Annotated in this window: 11 protein-coding genes; 2 read left to right on the top strand and 9 right to left on the bottom strand. The window is 75.1% G+C overall.

Annotation, left to right across the window (positions count from 1 at the left end; genetic code table 11):
• Positions 1–2: 2 nt before the first annotated feature.
• The gene (locus IF17_RS0128700; RefSeq protein ID WP_030571874.1) at positions 3–689 is read left to right on the top strand and encodes a response regulator; all 687 of its coding nucleotides are present in this window, start codon (positions 3–5) and stop codon (positions 687–689) included.
• A gap of 83 nt (positions 690–772) precedes the next feature.
• On the top strand, positions 773–1681 hold the full coding sequence (locus tag IF17_RS0128695; RefSeq protein ID WP_078616071.1) for a DUF2510 domain-containing protein: 909 nt from the start codon (positions 773–775) through the stop codon (positions 1679–1681).
• Positions 1682–1780: 99 nt separating this feature from the next.
• Here IF17_RS0128695 and IF17_RS0128690 read toward each other — a convergent pair whose 3' ends face one another.
• From IF17_RS0128690 to IF17_RS0128645, 9 genes are all read right to left on the bottom strand, one after another.
• A complete protein-coding gene (locus IF17_RS0128690) occupies positions 1781–3841 on the bottom strand; it encodes a phosphocholine-specific phospholipase C (protein ID WP_030571867.1) in 2061 nt (686 codons plus the stop codon).
• A 181-nt stretch (positions 3842–4022) separates the two neighbouring features.
• Positions 4023–5147, bottom strand: coding sequence for a serine hydrolase domain-containing protein (locus IF17_RS0128685; protein ID WP_030571864.1), 1125 nt, complete (start codon positions 5145–5147; stop codon positions 4023–4025).
• Between the two features lie 296 nt (positions 5148–5443).
• Positions 5444–6562: an NADH:flavin oxidoreductase gene (locus IF17_RS0128680; RefSeq protein WP_030571860.1), complete on the bottom strand. Its 1119-nt coding sequence runs from the start codon at positions 6560–6562 to the stop codon at positions 5444–5446.
• A 197-nt stretch (positions 6563–6759) separates the two neighbouring features.
• Positions 6760–7737 (bottom strand): hypothetical protein, encoded by a 978-nt coding sequence (locus IF17_RS0128670; protein ID WP_030571858.1) that lies wholly within the window; start codon positions 7735–7737, stop codon positions 6760–6762.
• A complete protein-coding gene (locus IF17_RS0128665; protein WP_030571855.1) occupies positions 7734–9695 on the bottom strand; it encodes a hypothetical protein in 1962 nt (653 codons plus the stop codon). Before IF17_RS0128665 ends, IF17_RS0128670 begins: the two co-directional genes overlap by 4 nt.
• Positions 9692–13714: a vWA domain-containing protein gene (locus tag IF17_RS0128660; RefSeq protein WP_030571852.1), complete on the bottom strand. Its 4023-nt coding sequence runs from the start codon at positions 13712–13714 to the stop codon at positions 9692–9694. Before IF17_RS0128660 ends, IF17_RS0128665 begins: the two co-directional genes overlap by 4 nt.
• A 3-nt stretch (positions 13715–13717) precedes the next feature.
• The gene (locus IF17_RS0128655; protein WP_030571849.1) at positions 13718–14941 is read right to left on the bottom strand and encodes an ATP-binding protein; all 1224 of its coding nucleotides are present in this window, start codon (positions 14939–14941) and stop codon (positions 13718–13720) included.
• Complete coding sequence (locus IF17_RS0128650) at positions 14938–20277, bottom strand: hypothetical protein (protein ID WP_030571846.1); 5340 nt, start codon at positions 20275–20277, stop codon at positions 14938–14940. Before IF17_RS0128650 ends, IF17_RS0128655 begins: the two co-directional genes overlap by 4 nt.
• Entirely contained in the window at positions 20274–21134 is an 861-nt protein-coding gene (locus IF17_RS0128645; RefSeq protein WP_030571843.1) for a DUF4132 domain-containing protein, read from the bottom strand. The genes IF17_RS0128650 and IF17_RS0128645 overlap by 4 nt, the downstream gene beginning before the upstream one ends.
• Between the last annotated feature and the right edge of the window lie 35 nt (positions 21135–21169).

Here is a 21169-nt window from a genome sequence, read left to right as displayed (position 1 = left end):
CCATGCCCCTCTCCACCCCGCCCCCTTCCCGGGGCCCCGCCGCGCCGACCCGGATCCTGCTGGCCGACGACCATGCCCTGGTACGCCGAGGGGTCCGGCTGATCCTCGACGGCGAGCCGGACCTCACGGTCGTGGCCGAGGCCGGCGACGGTGCCGAGGCCATCGAGATGGCCCGCGCCGAACGGCCGGATCTGGCCATCCTGGACATCGCGATGCCCCGGCTGACGGGCCTGCAGGCAGCGCGCGAGCTGTCCCGTGTGCTGCCCGGGCTGCGCATCCTGATGCTCACGATGTACGACAACGAGCAGTACTTCTTCGAGGCGTTGAAGGCGGGGGCGTCCGGGTACGTCCTCAAGTCGGTGGCCGACCGGGACCTGGTGGAGGCCTGCCGGGCGGCGATGCGCGACGAGCCGTTCCTCTACCCGGGCGCGGTCACGGCGCTCATCCGGAATTTCCTCGACCGGGCCAAGGACGGTGAGGACCTGCCGGCCCGGGCGATCACCGAACGCGAGGAGGAGATCCTCAAGCTGGTCGCCGAGGGCCACTCCTCCAAGGAGATCGCCGAGCTGCTCGTGATCAGCGTCAAGACCGTGGAGCGGCACCGCGCCAATCTGCTCCAGAAGCTCGGGCTGCGCGACCGGCTGGAGCTCACGCGGTACGCGATCCGCGCGGGCCTGATCGAACCGTGACCGCCGGCCCAGGTCAGCCCCTCGCACGGCAGGCAGTTCATGTGATTCTCACTCTGCCCGCATAAAGTGCACCCGTGACCCAGATGACCCCGCCCGGCTGGCATCCAGACCCCGGGCATTCAGGTAAAGGCCCCGATCAGGAACGCTGGTGGGACGGAGCGCAGTGGACGGGCCACGTCCGCCCGTCACCCGCCGCGGTGCGCCGCCGTGGCATCCGTATCGGCGTCGGCGCGATCGTCGGCGCCGTGGTGCTCGCCGCGATCGGGGGCGGGATGTACCTGCTGCGCGAGGACGACGGGGGCCGGCCGGGCATCGCGGTCGCCTCGCCGTCCACGCCACCGCCCGTCCCCGAGGGGTCCGGCGCACCGGACGGCGGTAACGGGAGCGAAGGTGACAAAGACGGCGAGGACGGCGGCGGCTCCCAGGGCCCCGGGGAGCAGCTCCCGCCGACGGAGCCGGGCTACGCCACGGACCTGGCGGCCGGGATCAGCCTGCCGGTGCCCAAGGGGTGGACGGGCAAGTCGGCCGCGGTCGGCGCCGGTCTGACGACGGGTGAGCACGCCTGCCCCGGCGGCGCCGACAAGACGTGTGTGCGTGGAGGGATCTTCTCGGCGCCCGCGGTGGCCCTGAAGCTCACGGCCGGGACGGCGGAGGAGGCCGCGAAGAAGGACATCGCCGTCAACGCCGAGGAGTCCTACGGCGGCGACTCCTACGGCAAGATCACCTCGCACGAGGAGATCAGGTCCGACGCGGTCAACGTGGCGGGGCAGAAGGGCTACGCGGTGCGGTGGAAGGTGGTGACGGAGAAGGGCGACGACGGGTACGTGGAATCGCTGGTGTTCCCCTCCCCCGCCTCCAAGGACATGCTCGTGGTGGTCCGGTCCGGCTTCGACATCAACAAGGACGCGCCGAAGCTGTCCGTCCTGGACGAGATCGTCAAGGGCATCAAGGCCGCGTCGGGCGCGGGGGCGGGCAACGGCGGAGCCGCCTGACCCCCACCGCGTACGGGAGCCGGACCGTGTACGGGAGCCGGGCGGGACCACAGGGTCCGGCCCGGCTCCCACCCCGTTCAGCCGTTCTCCCGGCGCACCTCAGCCGGTGACGGTCGCCGGGTCGCTGACTCCGGCGGCCCCCGTCTCCACATGGCCCGCGAACCGGCGGAGGAAGCCCGGTTCGGCGTCGGCGGTGACGGACACGTCGTACCAGCGCTTGCCCGCCCGCAGGTCGACCGTGCGGGAAACCGTGGCGCCCGGCCGTACGGTCACCGTCTGTTCCGCTCCCCCGTAGGCGTTGGCGATCGTCAGTACGGCATCCGCGGCGCCGGAGTTGGTGAGCGTGAGGTCCAGGTTGCCGCTGGTGGCGTTGTGGCGGGCGGTGGCCTCGGGTCCGGCGGTGGCGCCCGGGCTCCGGAACGTACGCAGGAAGCCGTTCGGGCCGTGCACGGTGAGGTCGTGGCTGCCGCCGGAGTGGGCGGAGTTCCAGCGGTCGGTGAGGGTCCGGCCCGCGCCGGCGGTGTACGTCCACGGGGCGTCGGTGCGGTTGGCGGAGGTGACGTGGAACTGCGCGCCGGCCGCCGTCCCCGGGCTGAACGTGAGCGCGATCTTTCCGCTGTCCGGTTCCACGGCCGCGTCGACGTACGGCTCGTACGGGAGCGGCCGGGTGGGGCGGCTGCCCGGTTCCTGCGCGGGCATGGCGCCGACGGCCGGCGGGACGGGCCGGTAGTCGGGGTGGCGCTCGCGGTCCGGGGGCTCGTACGCGGAGGTGTCCGGCAGGTCGTCGGGGGCGGGTTCGGTGCGGCCGAAGTCGAACGCGGAGGTGAGGTCGCCGCAGACCGCCCGCCGCCAGGGCGAGATGTTCGGCTCGTGCACGCCGAAGCGCTGTTCCATGAACCGCAGTACGGAGGTGTGGTCGAAGACCTCGGAGCAGACGTAACCGCCGGTGCTCCAGGGCGAGATGACGAACATCGGCACACGCGGGCCCAGCCCGTAGGGGCCGGGTCCGTAGGAGGGTCCGCCCGGGTAGATCTCCGTGGTGGTGTCGGCCGTGGAGAGGCCCTGGGCGGCGGAGGCCGGCGGGTAGGGCGGGACGACGTGGTCGAAGAAGCCGTCGTTCTCGTCGTACGTGATGAACAGGGCGGTCCTGCTCCAGACCTCGGGATCGGAGGTGAGGGCGTCGAGCAGCCCCGCGATGTACCAGGCACCGTAGTTGGAGGGGAAGTTGGAGTGCTCGCTGAAGGCCTCAGGGGCGGCGACCCAGGAGATCTGCGGCAGCTTCCCGGCCTGTACGTCGGCGGCGATCGCGTCGAAGTAGCCGCCACCGGCCGACACGTCGGTGCCGGTGCGCGCCTTCTCGTACAGCGGGTCGCCGGGCCGGGCATTGCGGTAATTGTGGAAGTAGAGCAGTGAGTTGCAGCCGTAGTTGCCCCGGTAGGCGTCATCGATCCAGCCCCAGCGCCCCGCCGCGTCCAGCCCGTCCCCGATGTCCTGGTAGACCTTCCAGGAGACCCCGGCCTCCTCCAGCCGCTCGGGATAGGTCCTCCACCCGTACCCCTGCTCCTCGTTGCCGAGCACCGGGCCGCCGCCCGCGCCGTCGTTGCCGGTGTAACCCGACCAGAGGTAGTAGCGGTTGGGGTCGGTGGCTCCGATGAAGGAGCAGTGGTAGGCGTCGCAGACGGTGAAGCGGTCGGCGAGCGCGTAGTGGAAGGGGATGTCCTCGCGGGTGAGGTAGGCCATGGTCGTGGGGGTCTTGGCCGGGACCCACCGGTCGTAACGGCCCCCGTTGTACGCCCGTTGGCCGCCCGGCCAGTCATGGTTGAGGCCCTGGAGGAACTGCATGCCCAGGTCGTCGGCGGGCGGGTGGAACGGCAGCGTCACCTTGCCCGCGGTGTCCGCTTGGTGCCACACGGACTTTCCGCTCGGCAGGGTCACGGGCCGCGGGTCGCCGAACCCGCGGACCCCTTTCATCGCCCCGAAGTAGTGATCGAAGGAACGATTCTCCTGCATCAGGACGACGATGTGCTCGACATCCTGGATCGTCCCGTCGGCCCGGTGGGCGGGTATGGCCGCGGCCCGGTCGATGCTGCCCGACAGAGCGGCGAATCCCGCGGTCGCACCGGCGATCTGCAGAAACCGGCGCCGATTCATCTCAGTCATGCGTGGGGGCCTCTTGGAGTGGGGGAACAGAAGCGAACAGAATGCTCCAAGAGAACCGAACAGAAGGGAAGGGGTCGTGGCGGGCCGGTAAATGCGGGCGGTACGGCCGGACACGGGACATCGGGCTCGGTCGTTCGCCGGGGGCGCGGGGGTCGGGTGCGCGTCAGCCGTGTGCGCCGCGTCAGTCGCGGGACTCGCACAGGGCGGTGTCCAGCACCTTCATCATCTGCGCGTTGGGGACATTGGTCACCAGGTGGGCGTTGGTCACCACGGAGGCGTGCCGGCCGTCCTTCGTGACCAGTGTCTGGGTGAAGTAACCGGGCACGGCACCGTTGTGGCCCCAGGCCTTGCCGCCGCAGGACAGGGCGTACGCGGTGATGCCGAGCCCGTACTCCACACCCGGCGCTCCGGGTTGGACCGTCCTCTCCAGCTCCGCCAGGGAGTCCGGTGTGAGCACCTCACCGCCGATCAGCGCCCGGTAGAAGGCGGTGAGGTCCTTCAGGGTGGAGATGACGGCGCCGGAGGCGTAGAAGTTGCTGGGCTCGTAGACCGTTCCGTCCAGCCAGAAGAAGAAGCCGCCGATCCGGGCGCCGCGGTAGCCGTGCACGGCGGGTTCGGGTACGGCGCGGTCACCGGCCGCCGGGAAGCTGGTCCGGGGCAGGCCGAGGGGACGGATGACCGTGGTGGTGACCGCCTCGTACACCGGCAGCCCGGTCACCTTCTCGATGAGCAGGCCGAGGATCTCGTAGTTGGTGTTGGAGTAGTGGAACGCGGCGCCCGGAGCCGCGGCCGGGGCGAAGCGGAGCCCGTCCTTCACCAGGGCGGCCAGCGTGTACGTACCGTCCGGACCGGCCTGCGGGAGGGGCAGTCCGTTGGTGGGGATACCGCTGGTGTGCTGGAGGAGGTGGCGCACGGTGATGGCGGTGTCGCCGTACCCGTTGCCGGTGACCACGCCGGGCAGCAGGCCGCCGATCGGCTCGTCCAGCGAGAAGGCACCCCGCTCGACCAGTTTCAGGACCGCGACGGCGACAAAGGTCTTGGTCTGGCTCCCGGCACGGAAGCGCTCGTCCGGCTGGATCGGCCGGTTCTGGTCGACGGTGCCCGTGCCGGTGGAGAGGGTCCAGGACGTGGATCCGTCACCGGCGTGGACGCCCGCTCCTGGGCCCGCGTTCGCCTGGAGCGCCTTGAGGGCCGCCAGGGTCGGGGCGTGGTCCGCGGCCGGCTGCGCGTGCGCGGCCGTCGGAAAGGCCAGCAGCGCGGAGGCGAGGCCGAGCGCGAGCGGAAGGCGTAACGTCTGCGACTTCACGGCGTGTGTTCCTCTTCGGTCAGGAAACAGGGCGGTCGCCAGCGCACGGGCAAGGGGCGGGCCACCGACAGCCGATCGCCATGCACCTGCCACAACAACGGCCGGGGCACCCGCAGGCCCGAGTATGAACCGGACCGGGCGGCCGACGGATCGGCCTTCAGGAATTCGCTCCGATAAACATCGCATTCGGCCAACTACGCGACGCTTCCCGCCGAGCCCGGCCCGACTCGACTCGGCCCGACTCGACTCGGCTCGATCCCGCCCCGGCCCCCGCCCCGCCTCCGCCAACACCTCACTCAGCGCAGCGTTTTCAGCATCTCCGCACCGAACGGGGTGATGTCCCCGGTCCGCCCGCCCAGGGTCTTGGCCGCCCACTCCGGGTCGGCGATCAGCGCGCGGCCGACGGCGACCAGGTCGAACTCGTCGCGCTCCATCCGGTCCAACAGCTGGTCGACGCCGGTGACCGCGGAGCCGTTGCCCGCGAAGGCGCCGAAGAAGTCACCGTCCAGGCCGACCGAACCGACCGTGACCGTCGGCCTGCCGCTGATCTTCTTCACCCAGCCGGCCAGGTTCAGGTCGGAGTCGTCGAACTCGGGGAGCCAGTAGCGGCGGGTGGAGGCGTGGAAGACATCGACCCCCGCCTCGGCCAACGGCGTGATCAGGGCGTCCAGTTCGGTGGGGGTCTGCGCGAGCTTGGCCTCGTAGGCGTGCATCTTCCACTGGGACATACGGAAGAAGAGGGGGAAGGAGTCGGAGACCGCCGCCCGGCAGGCCGCGACGATCTCGGCCGCGAACCGGGTACGGGCGACGAGGTCGCCACCGTAGGCGTCGGTACGGCGGTTGCTGCCGGACCACAGGAACTGGTCGATCAAGTAGCCGTGGGCTCCGTGGAGTTCGATGCCGTCGAAGCCGAGACGCTCGGCGGCGGCCGCCGCGTCGGCGAACGCGGCGATGACGTCGTCGAGGTCCTGCTGCGTCATCGCGCGCCCCTTGGGCTCGCCGGTCAGGGAGACGCCCGAGGGGCCCACCGGTTCGGCGTCCGCCACCGGGGGCGCGCCCTCGGTGCGCGTGACACCCACGTGCCACAGCTGCGGGATGACCGTACCGCCCGCCCCGTGTACGGAGTCGACGACGCCGGCCCAGCCCGCGAAGGCGTCCTCGCCGTGGAAGCGCGGGACCCGGTCGCTGGTCCCGGCGGAGTCGTGGTCGATGTAGGTGCCCTCGGTGATGATCAGGCCCACCCCACCGGCGGCCCGTCGGGCGTAGTAGTCCGCCACGTCCCGGCCGGGGACCCCGTCGGGGGAGAACTGCCGGGTCATGGGAGCCATGGCGATCCGGTTGCGCGAAGTGAGTCCGCGGACCGTGAAGGGGCGGGAGAGAGCCGCGGCCGCGCGGCCGGATTCGAGGTCGGTCACATCAGGTCCTGTTCATCGGTCGTCGGTCGTCGGTCGTCGGGAATCGGGCATCGGGCGTCGGCTGGGTGATGCGCCACCCCACGCCAACGCCCAGGTGGAGCGAGGACATCCCGGCCGCACCCATATGTGGCCCAGGTCTCCTCGCAGGCGACGGTCACCCGGTCGAGCTGGGGGCTGGTGGGTGATTGCCGGGCCGGTCACTCCCGCTCGCACCCGGCCTGGCCGGCGAGGGCGTCGGCCAGGCCGGTCAGCAGGTCGGCGTCCGGGCGGAGGTCGTCGCGGGCGGGCTTCTCCTTCAGCCCGTGGAAGTGCCCGACCTGGACCAGGGTCGGCCTGCCCGCGCAGGTCAGCAGGGCGGACCGGTCCTTGTCGTCGGAGCCGTGCCGTTCGACCAGGGCGGGTTCCTGGGTGACGGTGAAGTGGACGAGGTTGTCGCTGTCGTCGTCGCCGGCGCCGATGGCGCAGCTCCACAGGCGGAAGTCGCCCCCGGTCGCAGCCTGGGAGAATCCGGCGACGGCCGATGGCTTCAGCGGGGCGAACCCCTCGATGCCGCACGCCCGGGCGGGGTCCAGCTCCTCGCGTTCGAGTACGGGCGGGGCGGTCCCCGGCGGGGTCGCGGGGGTGGGTCCGGAGCAGCCCAGTGTCCCGGTCAGCCGGTCGGCGGCGGTGGTGAGGACGGTGGCCATCCGCTTCTGCAGAGCGCCGTCCCGCCAGGTGTCCTCCTGGTCGTTCGTCGCCTGGATCTGGAGATAGGGCGCGGGCTTTGCCAAGGCGTCGGCGCAGTCGGTGGGCAGCAGGACCCCGGCGTACGTCCTGTTGACCCATCCGGGTGCGCCGGGGATCGGGGCGCGGACCGGGGACGCGGCGGCGACCTCGTCGGCGGTCCCCCAGACGCTCTCGGCGGAGTGCAGGGATTCGAGGCTCAGCGTGAACTCGCCGTCCACATCGCAGTAGGAGAGCCGGGAGGTCGTCACTGCGGTCTCCCTGGACGTGTACCGCTCGCGCGGTTCGACGGTGAGCGCGGACACGTCCTCGCGAGTGAGGCTGGCCCAGCAGAAGGAGGTCTGCGGGGCGGGTTCGTCGCCCCCGCGCAGGGACAGGGCGAGGGCGCCGCCGCCCGCGAGGAGGGCGACGGCTGCCGCGGCGGCGAGGATCTTCGTGCGGGGGGCGTTCATCGGGGGCTTCCGGCTGGTCGGGGGGCGGTGGCTTCCGTGGGGCCGTGGGTGGGGACAGCCGGCCCCGGCTCCCAGGCCGCCGCGCACAGGGACTCGGCGACGGAGGCCGTGTAGCGGGTGGCGGCCAGCCAGTGGGCGGCGAAGCCGTCGGTGTCGGCGGGGAGGAGGCGGCCGAAGAGGTCGCGCTCGCGGCGGGCCGCCGAGGCACGGAGGGCGGTGAGCAGGCCGGCGGCCGTGGGGAGGCCCGCGCGGCGCAGGCGGCGGGCCTCGGCGGTGACGTCGCCGAGCATGCCGAGGGCGGCACGGCCCGCAGGGACGGTCTGTTCGACGCGCCGCTCCAGGAGATGGAGGGGTGACTCCGCGCCGGGGCCGCCGGGCCGGTCCGGGGCGGAGTGCACGGGGGCGCCCGGGTCGGGGAGGTCGGCGCGGCTCAGACGGTCGAAGCCGAGGTCGACCGTGGACTCCCCGGTGGGGTGCGAGCAGGCGAGGAGGGTGAGCCGGGGGTGCGGGGCGGGCACCAGGCGGCCGATGATCCGCAGCCGCGTCCCCGGTGCCGTGGCCAGGAGCATCAGGTTGTCGCGGTGGGCCAGCGCGGGGTCGTCGTCGGCCACGGCGAGCCGGACGGGGACCCCGCCGTCGCACCGCGCGAGCAGGCACGTACCACCCGACTCCCCTACCGCGCCCAGGAGTTCGATGTCCAGGAAGAGCAGGTCGCTGCCACCGCCGCCCGGTTCCGCGTAGCGGGAGACGGATCGCAGGGCGCGGGCGGCCTGTTCGGCGGGCGGGGTCCCCCACAGGGCGGCGAGGGGCGGTTCCGTCCAGGCCGCGCCCCGGGCGGTGACGGCCTTGACACCCTTCCCGGCGCCCAGTCTGCCGTCCGGCGAGACCGTCGCCCCGGAGACCGCGAGGCCGGCCCGGCCCAGCTCCCGGTGGGTGAGCGCGGTGTCCCCGAGGCGCACGGTGCGGTCGGCAACGCCCAGGGCGCGTCCCACCCCGCCGGGCGCCACGTCTCCGACCGTGCAGAGCCGGCCGTCGGCGGTGACGACCCAGGTGCGGGCACCGCCGTGCCCCGAGTCGGTGACGACGGGTTCGGTGAAGAGGCCGTACAGGCGCAGGGAGCCGTCCGGGCTGTACGGGCGGCGGGCACGGCCTCGTACGGCTGCCAGCTCCGCGCCGGAGGCCGTCCCCACGCGGTGTGCGGTGCCCAGCAGTTCGGCCAGGGCGGTGACGAGGTCGGCGGTGCGGTACGAGGGGTCGCCGGCGCGGGCTGCGCGCAGCAGGGTGACGACGGACAGTGCGGCGGACGCGCCGCGCGGCAGTTGCCGGAGCCGGGCGGTGTGCGCGGCGCGCAGCAGTGCCGCCTGGGCGACGGCGCCGGCCCCGGCCACACCCGCCTCCAGCACGGCCGCGCCCGCCGACCAGAGAGCGGCGGCCGCCTCGCGCTGGGCGGGGGTTGCCTCGTCGGGGGCGGGGACTGTGACGGGGGTGCTCGGCGGGGCCGTCGCGAGGGCGGGGGCGGTCGGCGGGGTGGTGTCGCCGAGGGACGGAGTGGAGTTGGGGGGCGGGGTGGAGTCGGGGACCGTAGGGGCGGCCGGTTGTGCGGCTGGGTCGGGAGCCGCGTCGGGGGTGGATTCGGCGGCGGGTTCGGCGGCGGGTTCGGGGGCCGGGTCCGCCGCGGGGGCGGCGCTGGCGGCGGCCGCGCGGTGGACGCAGGCCGGGGCGAGGAGGCAGCCGCAGGTGATGGCGTCCACCGTGGCCACCACGCCGCCCGGGGCGTGGAGGCGGAGTTCGGTGTCGTCGTCGACCGCGATCGTCACCGTGTCCCCGTCGCGGTGCGTGGGGCGGCTGCCGAGCTTGGTGACCGCCGCGTCCAGCCGCTTGCGCAGCCGGGGCGAGAGGTCCTCCACCAGTGTGGCCGTGACCTCCGGCGCGACGGGTGGCAACGGGGCGGCGGTCATGCGGTCTTCTCCCCTATCCAGCGGGCGAGTTCGAGTGGGCTGAGGGCCGCCACGGGCATGCCGGCGGCCACGAGCTGCCCGGCGACGCCCGTCGAGTAGCGCGGCCGGCCGGCGTCGTCGAGGCTGGCGCACCCCAGGACATGGCAGCCGGTGGCGACCAGGGCCCGGACCTCGGACAGCAGTCCGCCGAGCGGGGCGCCCTCCTCGAAGTCGCTGATGACGACGACAAGGGTCCGGCTGGGCACCGTGATCAGGCTGCGCGCGTGGCGCAGCCCGGCCGCGATGTGCGTGCCGCCGCCCACGCTCACCTCAAGAAGGAGCGAGAGGGGGTCGTGCACATGGCCGGTGAGGTCGACGACCTCCGTGGAGAAGGCCAGGAAGTGGGTGCTCAAGGTGGGCACCCCGGCCAGTACGGAGGCGGTCAGCGCGGACCAGATCGTCGACGCCTCCATGGACCCGGAGACGTCGGTGACCAGGATCAGCCGCCAGTCGGCCGACCGGCGGGCACGGCTGCGGAACACCGGCTTCTCGGGGACGACTTGGACCGTGCCGTCGGCCGTGCGGCGGGCTGTGGCCAGATTGGCGCGCAGCGTACGCGGCAGGTCGAGCCGTCCGCCCGGGCGGCGGGTGGGCCGGGCCAGCATGGTGCCGGTGAGGGCCGGCCGCAGCCGGGTGGCCAGCTGCCGGGTCAGTTCGTCGACCAGGCGGCGGACCAGTGGCCGGAGCGCCGCGAGGCGCGCCTCGGGGAGACCGCCCGCGTAGCGCAGGACCGTGCGGAGCAGCTCGACGGAGGGGGTGGCGGCGGCCGGGTCGAGTTCGGTGAGGACGTCCTGCCGGCCGGTCGCGGCAGCGGCGGCGAGGACCTCCTCACGGACGCCGGGGCCGAAGAGCGCGGCGAGTTCCTCGGACCACTCGCGAACGCCGGGGAACGACGCCTCGCGGCCGCCGCGACTCCCGCCGGGGGTGGGCAGGCCGCCACGGGAGCCCTCCCCGCGCCCCGCGCCGTACAACTCGTCCAGGGCGGTGGCCAGGCGGGCGGCCCCGGACGGCAGTTGGTCGGGACGCCGGCCGAGGACGAGCCGCCACCGGTCGGCGGGGGCGAGGGTCCGTACGGGGGCGAACTCCAGGGCGGCTTCGGGGCCGGGGGCGGTTTCCGGACCAGGGCCGGAGGCGGTATCGGGGCCGATCGCCGGGGAGGTCCCGGTGGTGCTGGGGTACGCCGGTGCGGCGTGAGGCCGGGTGGTGGTGTCTGGAGCCGAGGGCGGACGCCGGCCCGTGTCCCCCGGGGACGGGACCGGCAGGCCGAGGGCGGTCAGGAGGTCGCGGGCGGCGAGGTCGGCGACCGCGCGGCGTGCCAGCTCCGCCGGATCGTCCGCGTCGGCGAGGTCCACCCGCTCGCCCAGCCGCTCCTCGACCGTGCCCAGCAGCCGGTCCCGGGCGGCCGGGCTCAGGGTGTCGAAGCCGCCGCGCAGGGCGGGCAGCCGGGTCAGGAACGCGGCGTCGTCCACCTCGACGACCCGGTGCAGCAACGGGTCCAGGGCCGCGACGCCTACGGTCAGGAGCGGGCCCGCCGCCGTCAGGACGCCGGTGAGGCGGGCGGTGAGGGCGGCCCGGGAGGGGCTGTCCACCGCCGCGTCCACCCAGGAGGCGACGCGCACCCCGAAGGTCTCGGCCTGCTCGTGGCCCGTGAGCACCCGGACGGCTCCGGCCGCCGCCGCGATCAGCGGGGTGCCGTCGGCGGCCAGCCGGGCGAGGGCGTCGGCGAGCCGGATGCCGCCCAGCCGGTCGGCGCGCTGCGCCAGTTCGAGCAGCGCCCGGGCGTCCTCGGGCTCCTCGGAACCGGTGAGGCCGTCGACCTGGCGCACCGCCGCCGAGGTCAGGAGCTCCGCCGCGTGCGCGACGCGGGTGGAGAGGGGGGCGACGGCGTTCGCGGCCTTGGGACGCGACGGGTCGCGGGGCGCTCCCAGGCCGGGCAGGTGGCCCGCGGCGACGCGGTCAAGGAGGTCGAGCCCGGCGAGGAGTTCGGGAAGGGTCCCGCTCGCGGGGAGCACGGCCGCCAGCTCCGTCAGGCGCTCGTCGGCCAGGGCGGGGAGCCCGCACTCCGCGGCTTCCGTGAGGCCGCGTACGACCTGCGCGGCCGTCGGGCCGCCCTCCGCGCTTTCGGTGGCGTGCCGTCCGCGCAGCACACCCTCGGCCGCCTGGGCGGGGGTGACGCCCCGGACTCCGGCCGCGGTGAGCATCGCGGCCGTGGCCGGGGTCCACCGCACCTGCCAGCGCGTGGTGAGCCCTTCCGAACCCGCCGCGCCGGTCACCCCCTGCTCCTGGGCGTAGGGGATACCGCACGCCGTCAGCCGGCGCAGCAGCAGTTCACGGCGCCCGTCCAGGGCGGAGCGGGCCGGGTCGAGCCGGAGGTCGCGCGGGGTCTTCTCGTGCGTGTCCGCCGGGCCGGGCAGGGACAGTGCCTCGGTCTCGGCCTCCACGGCGGGGCCGAGACCGCTGCGCGGGGCGGCGGGCGTGGGGCGTCCGGTACGGGTGCCGACGAGGACGCGTTCCAGCGCGTGGGCGACGGCGCGGCCCGTGCCGTAGGTCTCGCCCCGGCCGAGCACCGTCTGCACGGCCTCCAGGAGTTCGCCCCTGCCGGGGGCGGGCAGGTCGCGCAGCCGGGCCAGGTCTCCGGCGACCCGGACGACCTCCCGGCCGTCCGCCGGGCCGTAGGGATGGCCCTGTTCGCGCAGGGCGACGCAGACGCGGACCGCGGTGCGGACCAGCGCCTCGTGCAGGGCGGCCGGGTCCCCGGCGGCGTCCAGGACGGTGTGCTGCCACTCCGGGTCGCGGATGCCGGCCGGGTAGCCGGAGCGGGAGTCGAGCAGGGGGTAGGTGTACGGGATCAGGGAGACGGTGCAGGCCGCCGCCGCGCCTCCACCGGGCTCGCGCGCGGGTGCCTTCGGTGCGCCCGCAGGGGCGTTGGGCGCGTCCGGAGACTCCGCCGCACGGGGTGCGTCCGGGGCCTCCGCCGCATGGGGTGCGTCCGCCGCGTCAGGCACGTCCGCCGCATCGGGTGCGCCCGGCGCGGGGGCCGTGGCCGATGCGGCGGCAGACGGCAGCAGCGCCGGGGTGTGGAAGGCGCCCACCACCACGGCGGGCCGCCGCCCGTTCGCCAGGGCCTCGGCGATGTGCTCGCGCATGCACGCCTCGCGCACCAGGTCGGTGCCGTCCACGCCGCGCCGCGCCTCGGCCTCGTACCGCAGCGCCCAGCCGGTGAGCAGGGCGGCGCGGCGGAGCGCCTCGGGTGGGGAGCCGGGCGCGGGGGCCTCGACCAGGCGGTCCCACAGGTCGTCGCCGTCGCGCCCGGTGAGCCGCGACCTGAGGGCGGAGGACAGCCCATGGCCCTCCCCCGGTACGGGTGCGGAGTCCACGCCCGGTACGGGTGCGGGCGCGTCCGGACCGCCCAGCGCCCAGGCCCGGTCGGCGAGCGGGAGATCGCAGGCCACGGCCGGGACCCCGTTCCGGGCCGCCCAGCGCAGGGCGGCCAGTTCGGGCGAGAAGTCGGCGAACGGGTAGAAGGCGGGCCCCTGTCCGCCGCCCGCACCCGGGCCGTCGGCGGGTACGGCGGCCAGCGCCACCGGGGCCCGGGTCTCCTCGTGGGCGAGCCAGCCCAGCCAGGGCTGGAACTCGGCGGGCAGCTCGACAAGGAGGACGTCGGGGGCCGCCGCGTCCAGCAGGGCCGGGACGGCGGCCGCGAGGGAGGGCGCGTGGTGGCGCACCCCGATCAGGAAGGGCAGCCCGGGCCCGTCCGCCGCGAGCGCCGCCACCGCGGCCTCCGGGGTGGCGGGCCGGGCCTCCGGGCCCTGCGGCGGCAGCGCGGTCGGCGCCTCGGCGACCGGGCGCGTTGTCCCGGCGGCGACCGGGCGCTTCTTGGTGGTGGCCGCCGCCTCGGCGACCGGCCGCGCCGCCCCGGCGGCGGCCTCCCGGCCCTCCGGGGTGGCCGCCCGCTTCTCGGGCGTGGTCGACTGGCTCATCCGTCAGTTCTCCAGCACCGCGCGCAGGTCCCACAGGGCACGCCAGGTGGCCGACCCCTGCTCGGCGCGCCTGCGCACCGGGCCGTCCCAGTACCCCAGCAGCCGTGCCGCGTCGGCCGGGTCGTCCTTCCGGACGACGCCGAGCAGATGGCCGGGCAGGAGGGAGAGCACGTCCCGGTCGCCCGGGAAGTAGGCGGCGGCCAGGCCGAGGGAGCCCGCGACGGAGACCGCCTCCGCCGTGCTCATCACCGTGGAGGGGCGCTCGACCTCCCACCCCTCCGTCGAGCGGCCCTCGCGCAGGTCCCGGAAGGCGGTGACCAGCGCTTCGAGGACCGCGTCGTCCACCTGGTAGGCGGCGCCCGCCCGTTCCACCGCGGCGCGCGACTGGCTGCGGACGAGCGCGGTCTCGGCGTCCACGTCGCCGATCGGGCCGACCGTCTCGAAGTTGAAGCGCCGCTTCAGCGCGGCCGACATCTCGGAGACGCCCCTGTCCCGCAGGTTGGCGGTGGCGATGAGGGCGAAGCCGGGGGCCGCGTGGACCTGGGCGCCCTCGCTGCCCGCGAGTTCGGGGACCGCGATCCGGCGCTCGGACAGCAGGGACACCAGGGCGTCCTGGACCTCGGGCAGACAGCGGGTGACCTCCTCGACGCGGGCGACCGCGCCCCGGGTCATGGCGGTGAGCACCGGGGAGGGCACCAGGGCCTGCTCGGTGGGGCCCTGGGCGAGCAGCAGCGCGTAATTCCAGCCGTACTTGAGCTGGTCCTCGGTGGTGCCCGCGGTGCCCTGCACGGTGAGTGCGCTGGTGCCGCAGACGGCCGCCGACAGCAGCTCGGAGAGCATCGACTTGGCGGTACCGGGCTCGCCCACGAGGAGGAGGCCGCGCTCGCCGGCGAGGGTGACCACGCACCGTTCGACCAGGGCGCGTTCGCCGACGAACTTCTGCTCGATCACCAGGCGGGGCGGCACCCCGGCGCCGGGCCGGGCGCCCTTCGGCAGGCCCAGCGCCTCCCCCGCGCTGCCCGTCACGAAAGTGACGACGGCGCGCGGGGTGAGCCGCCAGCCGGGCGGGCGGGGGCCGGTGTCGTGGGCGGCGAGGAAGGCCAGTTCGGTGGCGTACCGGTCCTCGGGCGGGGTGATCTGGCGGTGCTCCCGGCCGGGCGCCGCCGCTTGTTCCGGGACGCCGGCCGCGGTGGTGTCGTCCATGGCGCTGGTGGTGGAGTTCGTCATCGGCGGCGGCCCTTCCGGGGTGCGCGGGTCTGCAGTTCTTCGAAGGCGGGGGCATCGCCGCCGCGGACCCGCGCCCAGGCGGCTGCGAACAGCGCGGGCACGGGGAGGTGGGGCACGGTGCGGACGTCGCCCGCCACCGGGTACAGGCCTTCCTTCCAGGTCTCCAGCGGCAGCGCGGGGGCGCTGCGCTCCATCCAGCCGCAGGGCAGGAACAGGGTGCGGCCGGCGCGGGAGCGCTTCGCCTCCAGGACGAGATCGGTGGCGGCGAGTTCCGCCCGGGCCTTCTTGACGCGGGCCGGCTTCCACTCCGTCCAGCGGACGCAGTTGCGGTCCGTCGGGTCGGGCAGGGTGAGCAGCATCAGATACAGGGCGGCGGCGTCCGCGCTGAGGCCGAGGGTCTCGGCGGCCTCAGCCACCAGCTCCGGCACCGCACGGGTCGGGTCCTGCGCCGGGTGGTGCGGGGAGCCGCCGGGGTGCGGGGAGCCGTCCGGGTGCGCGTCGCCCCCGGAGTCCGGAGGGCCGTCGGGGAGGCCCGCCGAGACCAGCTCCGCGCTCTCCTCGCCGAGCAGGGCGCGCAGGGCGAGGAGGTCGGCGGTGGCATGGGGGGCGACCGTGCCCTCGACGAGGCCCAGGGCCGGGTCGTCCGGGCCCGTCAGACCGGCCGGGCGGATGAGCAGCTTCTCGTTGTTGCCGTGGCCGGGCGCGAGGAGCAGCGCCGTGCCGGCCCGGACCAGTCCGTCGGGGTCCGCCCCGCCGGACTCGGGAAGCCCCAGAGCGGCGCGGATCGGGGCGCCGATCGGTTGGCCCGACTCCGTCCAGTCCAGGCCGAGGTCCAGCACCAGGCCCGGGTCGGCGAGGCGGTGGCGCAGGGCCGCGAGCCCGGCGGGCAGGTGGGCCCGCAGAGCATGCCCGTACGGCAGGGTGTAGGCGAGGGTGCGCAGCGCGGTCAGGGCGTTGGCGACCGCACCGCGGGCACCGACCCGGCGCAGGGCCGGGCGCCCGGTCCCGTCCGGGATGTCGGTGCCGTGGGTGAGCCAGCTCCGGGAGCCCGCGTTGAGGATCAGGTCGACGAAGCCGGGGACGGTGCCCGACAGGTCGAGGTCCAGTTCCTCGGGGACGCGGACGAGGGAGGCCAGCCGCTCCCGCCAGACCTCGGCGGCGGCCCGGACGTCCGGGCCCGTGGTCCACAGGTCGGCCGGGTCCAGGGGCAGCAGAGCCCGCAGCAGCGCGTGCCGGTCGTCGCGGGGCAGGGCGTCCAGCCTTGCCTGGGCCGCCTCGAAGGCCCGGGTCTTCGCGTCGAGCAGGGCGAGTGTCTCGGCGCCGGGCTCCGCCACGGCGGCCGACAGCAGGGCGACGGCCTGGAGCGGTCCGATCCCGGTGGCCGTGTGGAAGGCCTCGGCGGCCTCCGGGCGCCAGGGCGCGGGGCCCTGCTCCCGCAGCGGGGCGGTGAGCCGGGTGAGCCGGTCGCGGGTGATGCCCTGCCGGTGGACGTGCTCGTGGTCCAGGGTGAAGCCGGCGACGGGGCCGAAGACGCCGGTCGGGTCGTGGTCCAGGGCCAGCCAGCGGGCCGCGTCGTTCCGGGTGTTGCGGCCGCGCTCGGCGACGACCACGACGGTACGGCCGCCCTTGCGCAGCACCTGGCCCATGCGGTGCACGGCCTCGCGGTGTCCCTGCCCGGGCGTGCCGCTGTACGGCTCGACGAGCTCCACCTGCCGGACGGTGCCCGCCGGGTCGGCCAGCGGGCCCGCGGCGAGGGTGTCGAGCAGCACCAGGAGCCCGGCGCGGTGCTCGGAGGAGGTGGCCGACGAGGCGGCCCGGTAGGCGAGTTCGGGCAGCTTGTCGAGGAGGGAGGTCCAGGACATGGAGCCGCCGGGCACGGTGTACTCGTCCCGCTGCCAGCCGTCGACGGGGGTGAAGGGGACCTTGGACGGCACGGGCGGGCCGAACGCCGGTTCGCCGCCGAGGACATGGTTGACGGCGAGGATCTGCCGGATGACGGTCCACCGGTTCCCTCCTCCCCACCACCCGCCGTGCATGCGCTCGGAGCCGAAGGCGGTGGCGTCCCGCAGGGTCGTGTCGTCGCCGTGCTCGGGCGCGTGGTCGAAGAACATGCCCTGGGTGCGCGCGGTGTTCCTGGGGGTGGCCGGCTGGGTGGGCTCGGGCGGTTCCAGGTACCCGACAGCCGCGACGGCCCGGTCCACCGCGTTGCGGACGAGGCCGGTCACGCCGGCGAGGAGCCGCACGTCCGCCACCTCGGGCAGGACCCGGGCGACGGCCTCCTGGCACAGCTCGTGCGACGAGGGGCCGGTGTACTCCTCGACGGCCCGGAACGCCTCCAGGTGCCGGGTGACCGCGGCGGCGACCTCCTTGATCAGCTCCTCCGCCCGGGAGTCGGTCATGGCCCGCAGGGCCGCGGAGCCGCGCTCGTCCCTCGGGCGCAGGGCGTGCCAGTAGGAGACGGGCGGCACATAGGGGGTGCCCGCCGCGTCGTTGCCGCCGGAGGAGTCGGGGGTGACGGACCACAGGGTGCCGCCGGTGCCGTCGGTGTCCGCCGGGTGCGCTTCGACGGAGCGGTGGTGCAGGGCCATGACCGGCCGCGATCCGCCGGGCAGGGTGAGGGCGCCGAGGGGCACCGGGGCGCAGCCGGCGTCGCACAGCGGGTACGGCAGGGTCACCGTGCGGCCGTCGGGGGTGCCGGCGACGATCCGGTGGCCGTCCGCGGGTGCGGCGGTGCCGGGTTCGGTGACCGTACGGCGGACCCAGCGGCCCAGAACCGTACCGTCCGTGCCGAACGGGGTGGTCTCCAGGCCGGGCTGGAGGGGCAGCACCCGGCAGTGCTCGGTGAGCAGCCGGGTGCCGTCCTGGACGCCGGAGCGGAGGAAGGCGGGCAGGGAGGCGCGGCCGTGCGTGCCGGTGGCGGGGTCGTACTCCAGCCATACGCGCTGCCGGCCCTCGTGTCCGTCGCGCCAGAGGCCGGTGCCGTCGGAGATGACGGCGCGCTGCGGCGGGAGGGAGGTGTCGCCCGCGTGCAGGGCCTTGCCGCCGGTGGCACGGCCGCCGCCGGGCAGCGGCACGCAGACCTCGTCGGAGGCTCCGGAGCCGCCCCAGCGCGGGATCTGCTCGCCGCCGACGGTGAACACCTCGGCGGGGCGGTTCGACCAGTAGCCGCGCTGCTTGCCGTCCTCCCACCAGATGACCAGCAACTCGCCGTCGACGTAACGGAAGGCGGAGGTCCGCCAGTGGTCGACCGTGGCGGGCAGCCGCAGGGTGTGGCGCAGCAGGACGCCCTCGGGGCCGACGACGACGGCGCGGTCGGAGGTGTTCAGGATCAGCGCCGGCCAGGCGCCGGTGACGCCGACGCGCTCCGAGCGGTGGTGGCGGTTGCGGTTGGAGGCCGCGGCCGCTTCCGCGGCGAGTTCGGCGTACGTCTCGTCCAGCGCGGGCCAGCCCAGCTCGTCGAGGACGCCGGTACGCAGGGTGGCGGCGAGCAGGGGCACCACGTCGTGGGCCTTGAGGAGCCGCACCGCCTCGGGGGCTACCTCGGCGACCACGGCGCGGAATCCCGAGAGCTTGTTGAGGGCGGACTGCATTCCGGGGAGCCCCCGGGCGGCCGTGTACTCCTCGGCGCGGGCGGTCAGCCACTCGCGCAGGACGCCGGAGAGCACCGGGTGCGCGGCGAGCTTCGCCATGCCGACGTCGCTCAGCCGCCGGCCGCGTCCGCCGCCGAGCTCGCCGACGGTGCGGCTCAGCAGGGCGCGGAAGGCGGGGCGTGCGGCGAGGGCGGCGAGGTCCCGCGCGCCGGGTGCGGTGTCGGTCAGCCAGCGGTCGAGGGCGAAGCCCGGGGACTGCCGGGTGCCCGGGTCCTCGTCGTCCGGCTCGGCGACGGGGATGCCGGAGGCCAGGCAGAGGTCGAGGACGTCCAGGTCGGCGGTGCGCTGCCAGCGGCCCTGGAACAGCTCGACCGGTCGTCCGTCGGCGCGCAGCCGGTCCGCCGCGCGGGCGACCAGGGCGAGGGTCTCGGGGCTGCGGCCCACGGTGGCCGAGGAGCGTCGGCGGTGCGCCTCCCAGCGGGCGAGCCAGTCCGCCGGGGAGACGGACGGGGCGTCCTCACCGGAGGCACCGGAAGCGCCGGATACGCCGGATGCACCGGAAACACCGGAGGTACCGGGGTTGTCGGGGAGGGTGGTGAGCAGCTCCTCGGCGCCGGACTCGGCCAGCAGCGTGAGCCAGCCCCGCTCGCCGTCCCGGTCCCGGCCGCCGCTCTCGGTGAAGGTCTCCGGGAAGAAGCCGAGGAGCCGGGCGCGCACGGCCGGGTCCCGGTGGGCGAGGGCGACGACGGCGTCGCGGTAGGCCGTCCAGAACGAGGCGGGGGCGCGGACCACGCCCGGGGAGCCGATCAGGTCGGCCACCAGGTCGCGTTCGGCGCTCTCGCGGTCCAGCCCGGCGGCCTTGACCAGGGCCCGCACGTCCTGGGGCAGCGCCGCGTAGGGCGGCATGCCCGCGGCGCAGCGCTCGACCAGCAGGCGGCGGAACTGCGCCCAGGCGTCCGCCGGGGCGAGCCGGGCCACCAGGTCCCGCACATACTGCCGCAGCGCCTTGACGGTCAGGGCGCCGGCGAAGGCGAACTCCAGGAAGACGGCCCGCTGCCGGTCCTCGTCCACGACGAGACCGTGGACCCGCTCGGCCTCTCGGGCCTTGCCGAAGAAGGAGGCCGCGTAGGTGGTGTTCTCCGCCTGGAGGAAGAGGCGGGCGACCTGCTCGTAGTAGGTGGGGAGGAAGTGCGGGACGGCCCGGCCGAGCCGGGTACCGAGGTCGTCGAAGCCCTCCTTGGCGGCACCGGCGCGGGTCCTGGCCTGCCGGCCCAGCCGCTCGATGTCCTTGACCAGGGCCAGGGCGTGGTGCCCGTTGGCCGGGTCGTTGACCAGCGCCCAGGCGGGGAAGCCCAGCGTCTCGCGGCGGACCTGGCCCACGACGGGGGCCTCGGCGGTCCGGGCCAGCCCGAGGAACTCCAGGGCCAGGTCCTCGGCTTCGCCGAGGGTGCCGGGCACGAGACGCACCACGGGGCGGTCGCCGAGTGCGGTGTGCGTGTAGGTGCGGGCGGTGAGCGCGTCGGCGTCGTCCCGGTCGGTGGTGCCGGCGGGGAGGACGGCGCCCGCGTCCAGCAGGGCCGCGGCGCGGGCCTCGGCGGCGGGGTTTCCGGTGGCACGGCCGCGGGCGTGGGCACGCGCCTGGGCAGGGAGCGCCGCTGTGCCGGTGCTGGTGTCAGTGCCGATGTCGGTGCCGGTGTCGGTGTTCACGTCACTGTTCGCTTCGGTGTTCGTCGTCGTGGTGCTCATGCCGCCCGCTCCTCGTCCTCCACGTCGCGACCGGCGTAGAGCGCCGCCGCCATGCGCATGCCCTCGGACCACGCGACAGGGCCGACCTCGGCGGCCGTCAGCGCGCGCCCGGAGGGGTCGGTCCAGCCGAGGGGACCCGTCTCGGTGCCGTACTCGTCGTAGCCGTCGTGCTCGCCGATCCAGATACGGGCCTCGACCGTGGCACCGTCCTCGACGACCGGGCAGACCGCGTATCCGCCGCGCGACCGGTAGCCGAGCTGGGTGACGCGGCCGTGCAGGAAGCGCAGTTCCTTGAAGACGCCGCCGGCGTAGGTGTCCACGGAGACGGTGTCCGGGGCGAGGCCCGGCGGGCGGCGCCACACCTCGCGGAACAGCTGCTCCACCCGCTGGCTCACCCCCAGTTCCACCGCGAACTCCCGCAGGTCGTCCAGGTCGTCGAGGAGGACGGGGTGCGGCAGGCTCACGACGTCCGGGGTGATGCGGACCGTATCGCCGTCCAGATCGACGAGGCCGAGGCCGCGGTCGGGGTCGACATCGCGCAGGAACCCGGCGACACCGCCGTCCGCGCCGGTGACCACCACGTCCCGCAGGGCCGCCTGCCACGCCGGGTCGGGCCAGACCTGGGCGAGGACGGCGGTGGGGACGGGCAGGGAGCGCACCATCCACTGCTCGACGTCGGTCAGGCACCGGCCTTCGTGCCGCTCCAGCCACTCGGTCAGCTGCCGGAGCCCGACGACCGCCGGATCCTCCTTCAGCTTGGCCGGTACGGACTTGAGCCGCCGGCCCTTCCCGTTGCGGCAGACCACCTTGCCTGCCTCCAGGGCGACTTCGTAGTCGCCCGCCGGTACCCACCCCATGCGCTGTTCTCCCCGTGTTCCGTACGCCGCCGCCG

This window comes from Streptomyces cyaneofuscatus (assembly GCF_000718135.1).
In the GTDB taxonomy this organism is placed as follows: Bacteria; Actinomycetota; Actinomycetes; order Streptomycetales; family Streptomycetaceae; genus Streptomyces; species Streptomyces cyaneofuscatus.
This window is presented reverse-complemented; position numbering and strand designations above follow the sequence as displayed.

Excerpts from the sequence above, each read along its gene's own strand:
- IF17_RS0128700 (WP_030571874.1), top strand. The coding sequence starts at position 3 with ATGCCCCTCTCCACCCCGCCCCCTTCCCGGGGCCCCGCCGCGCCGACC.
- IF17_RS0128695 (WP_078616071.1), top strand. The coding sequence starts at position 773 with ATGACCCCGCCCGGCTGGCATCCAGACCCCGGGCATTCAGGTAAAGGC.
- IF17_RS0128690 (WP_030571867.1), bottom strand. The coding sequence starts at position 3,841 with ATGACTGAGATGAATCGGCGCCGGTTTCTGCAGATCGCCGGTGCGACC.
- IF17_RS0128670 (WP_030571858.1), bottom strand. The coding sequence starts at position 7,737 with ATGAACGCCCCCCGCACGAAGATCCTCGCCGCCGCGGCAGCCGTCGCC.
- IF17_RS0128665 (WP_030571855.1), bottom strand. The coding sequence starts at position 9,695 with ATGACCGCCGCCCCGTTGCCACCCGTCGCGCCGGAGGTCACGGCCACA.
- IF17_RS0128660 (WP_030571852.1), bottom strand. The coding sequence starts at position 13,714 with ATGAGCCAGTCGACCACGCCCGAGAAGCGGGCGGCCACCCCGGAGGGC.
- IF17_RS0128655 (WP_030571849.1), bottom strand. The coding sequence starts at position 14,941 with ATGACGAACTCCACCACCAGCGCCATGGACGACACCACCGCGGCCGGC.
- IF17_RS0128650 (WP_030571846.1), bottom strand. The coding sequence starts at position 20,277 with ATGAGCACCACGACGACGAACACCGAAGCGAACAGTGACGTGAACACC.
- IF17_RS0128645 (WP_030571843.1), bottom strand. The coding sequence starts at position 21,134 with ATGGGGTGGGTACCGGCGGGCGACTACGAAGTCGCCCTGGAGGCAGGC.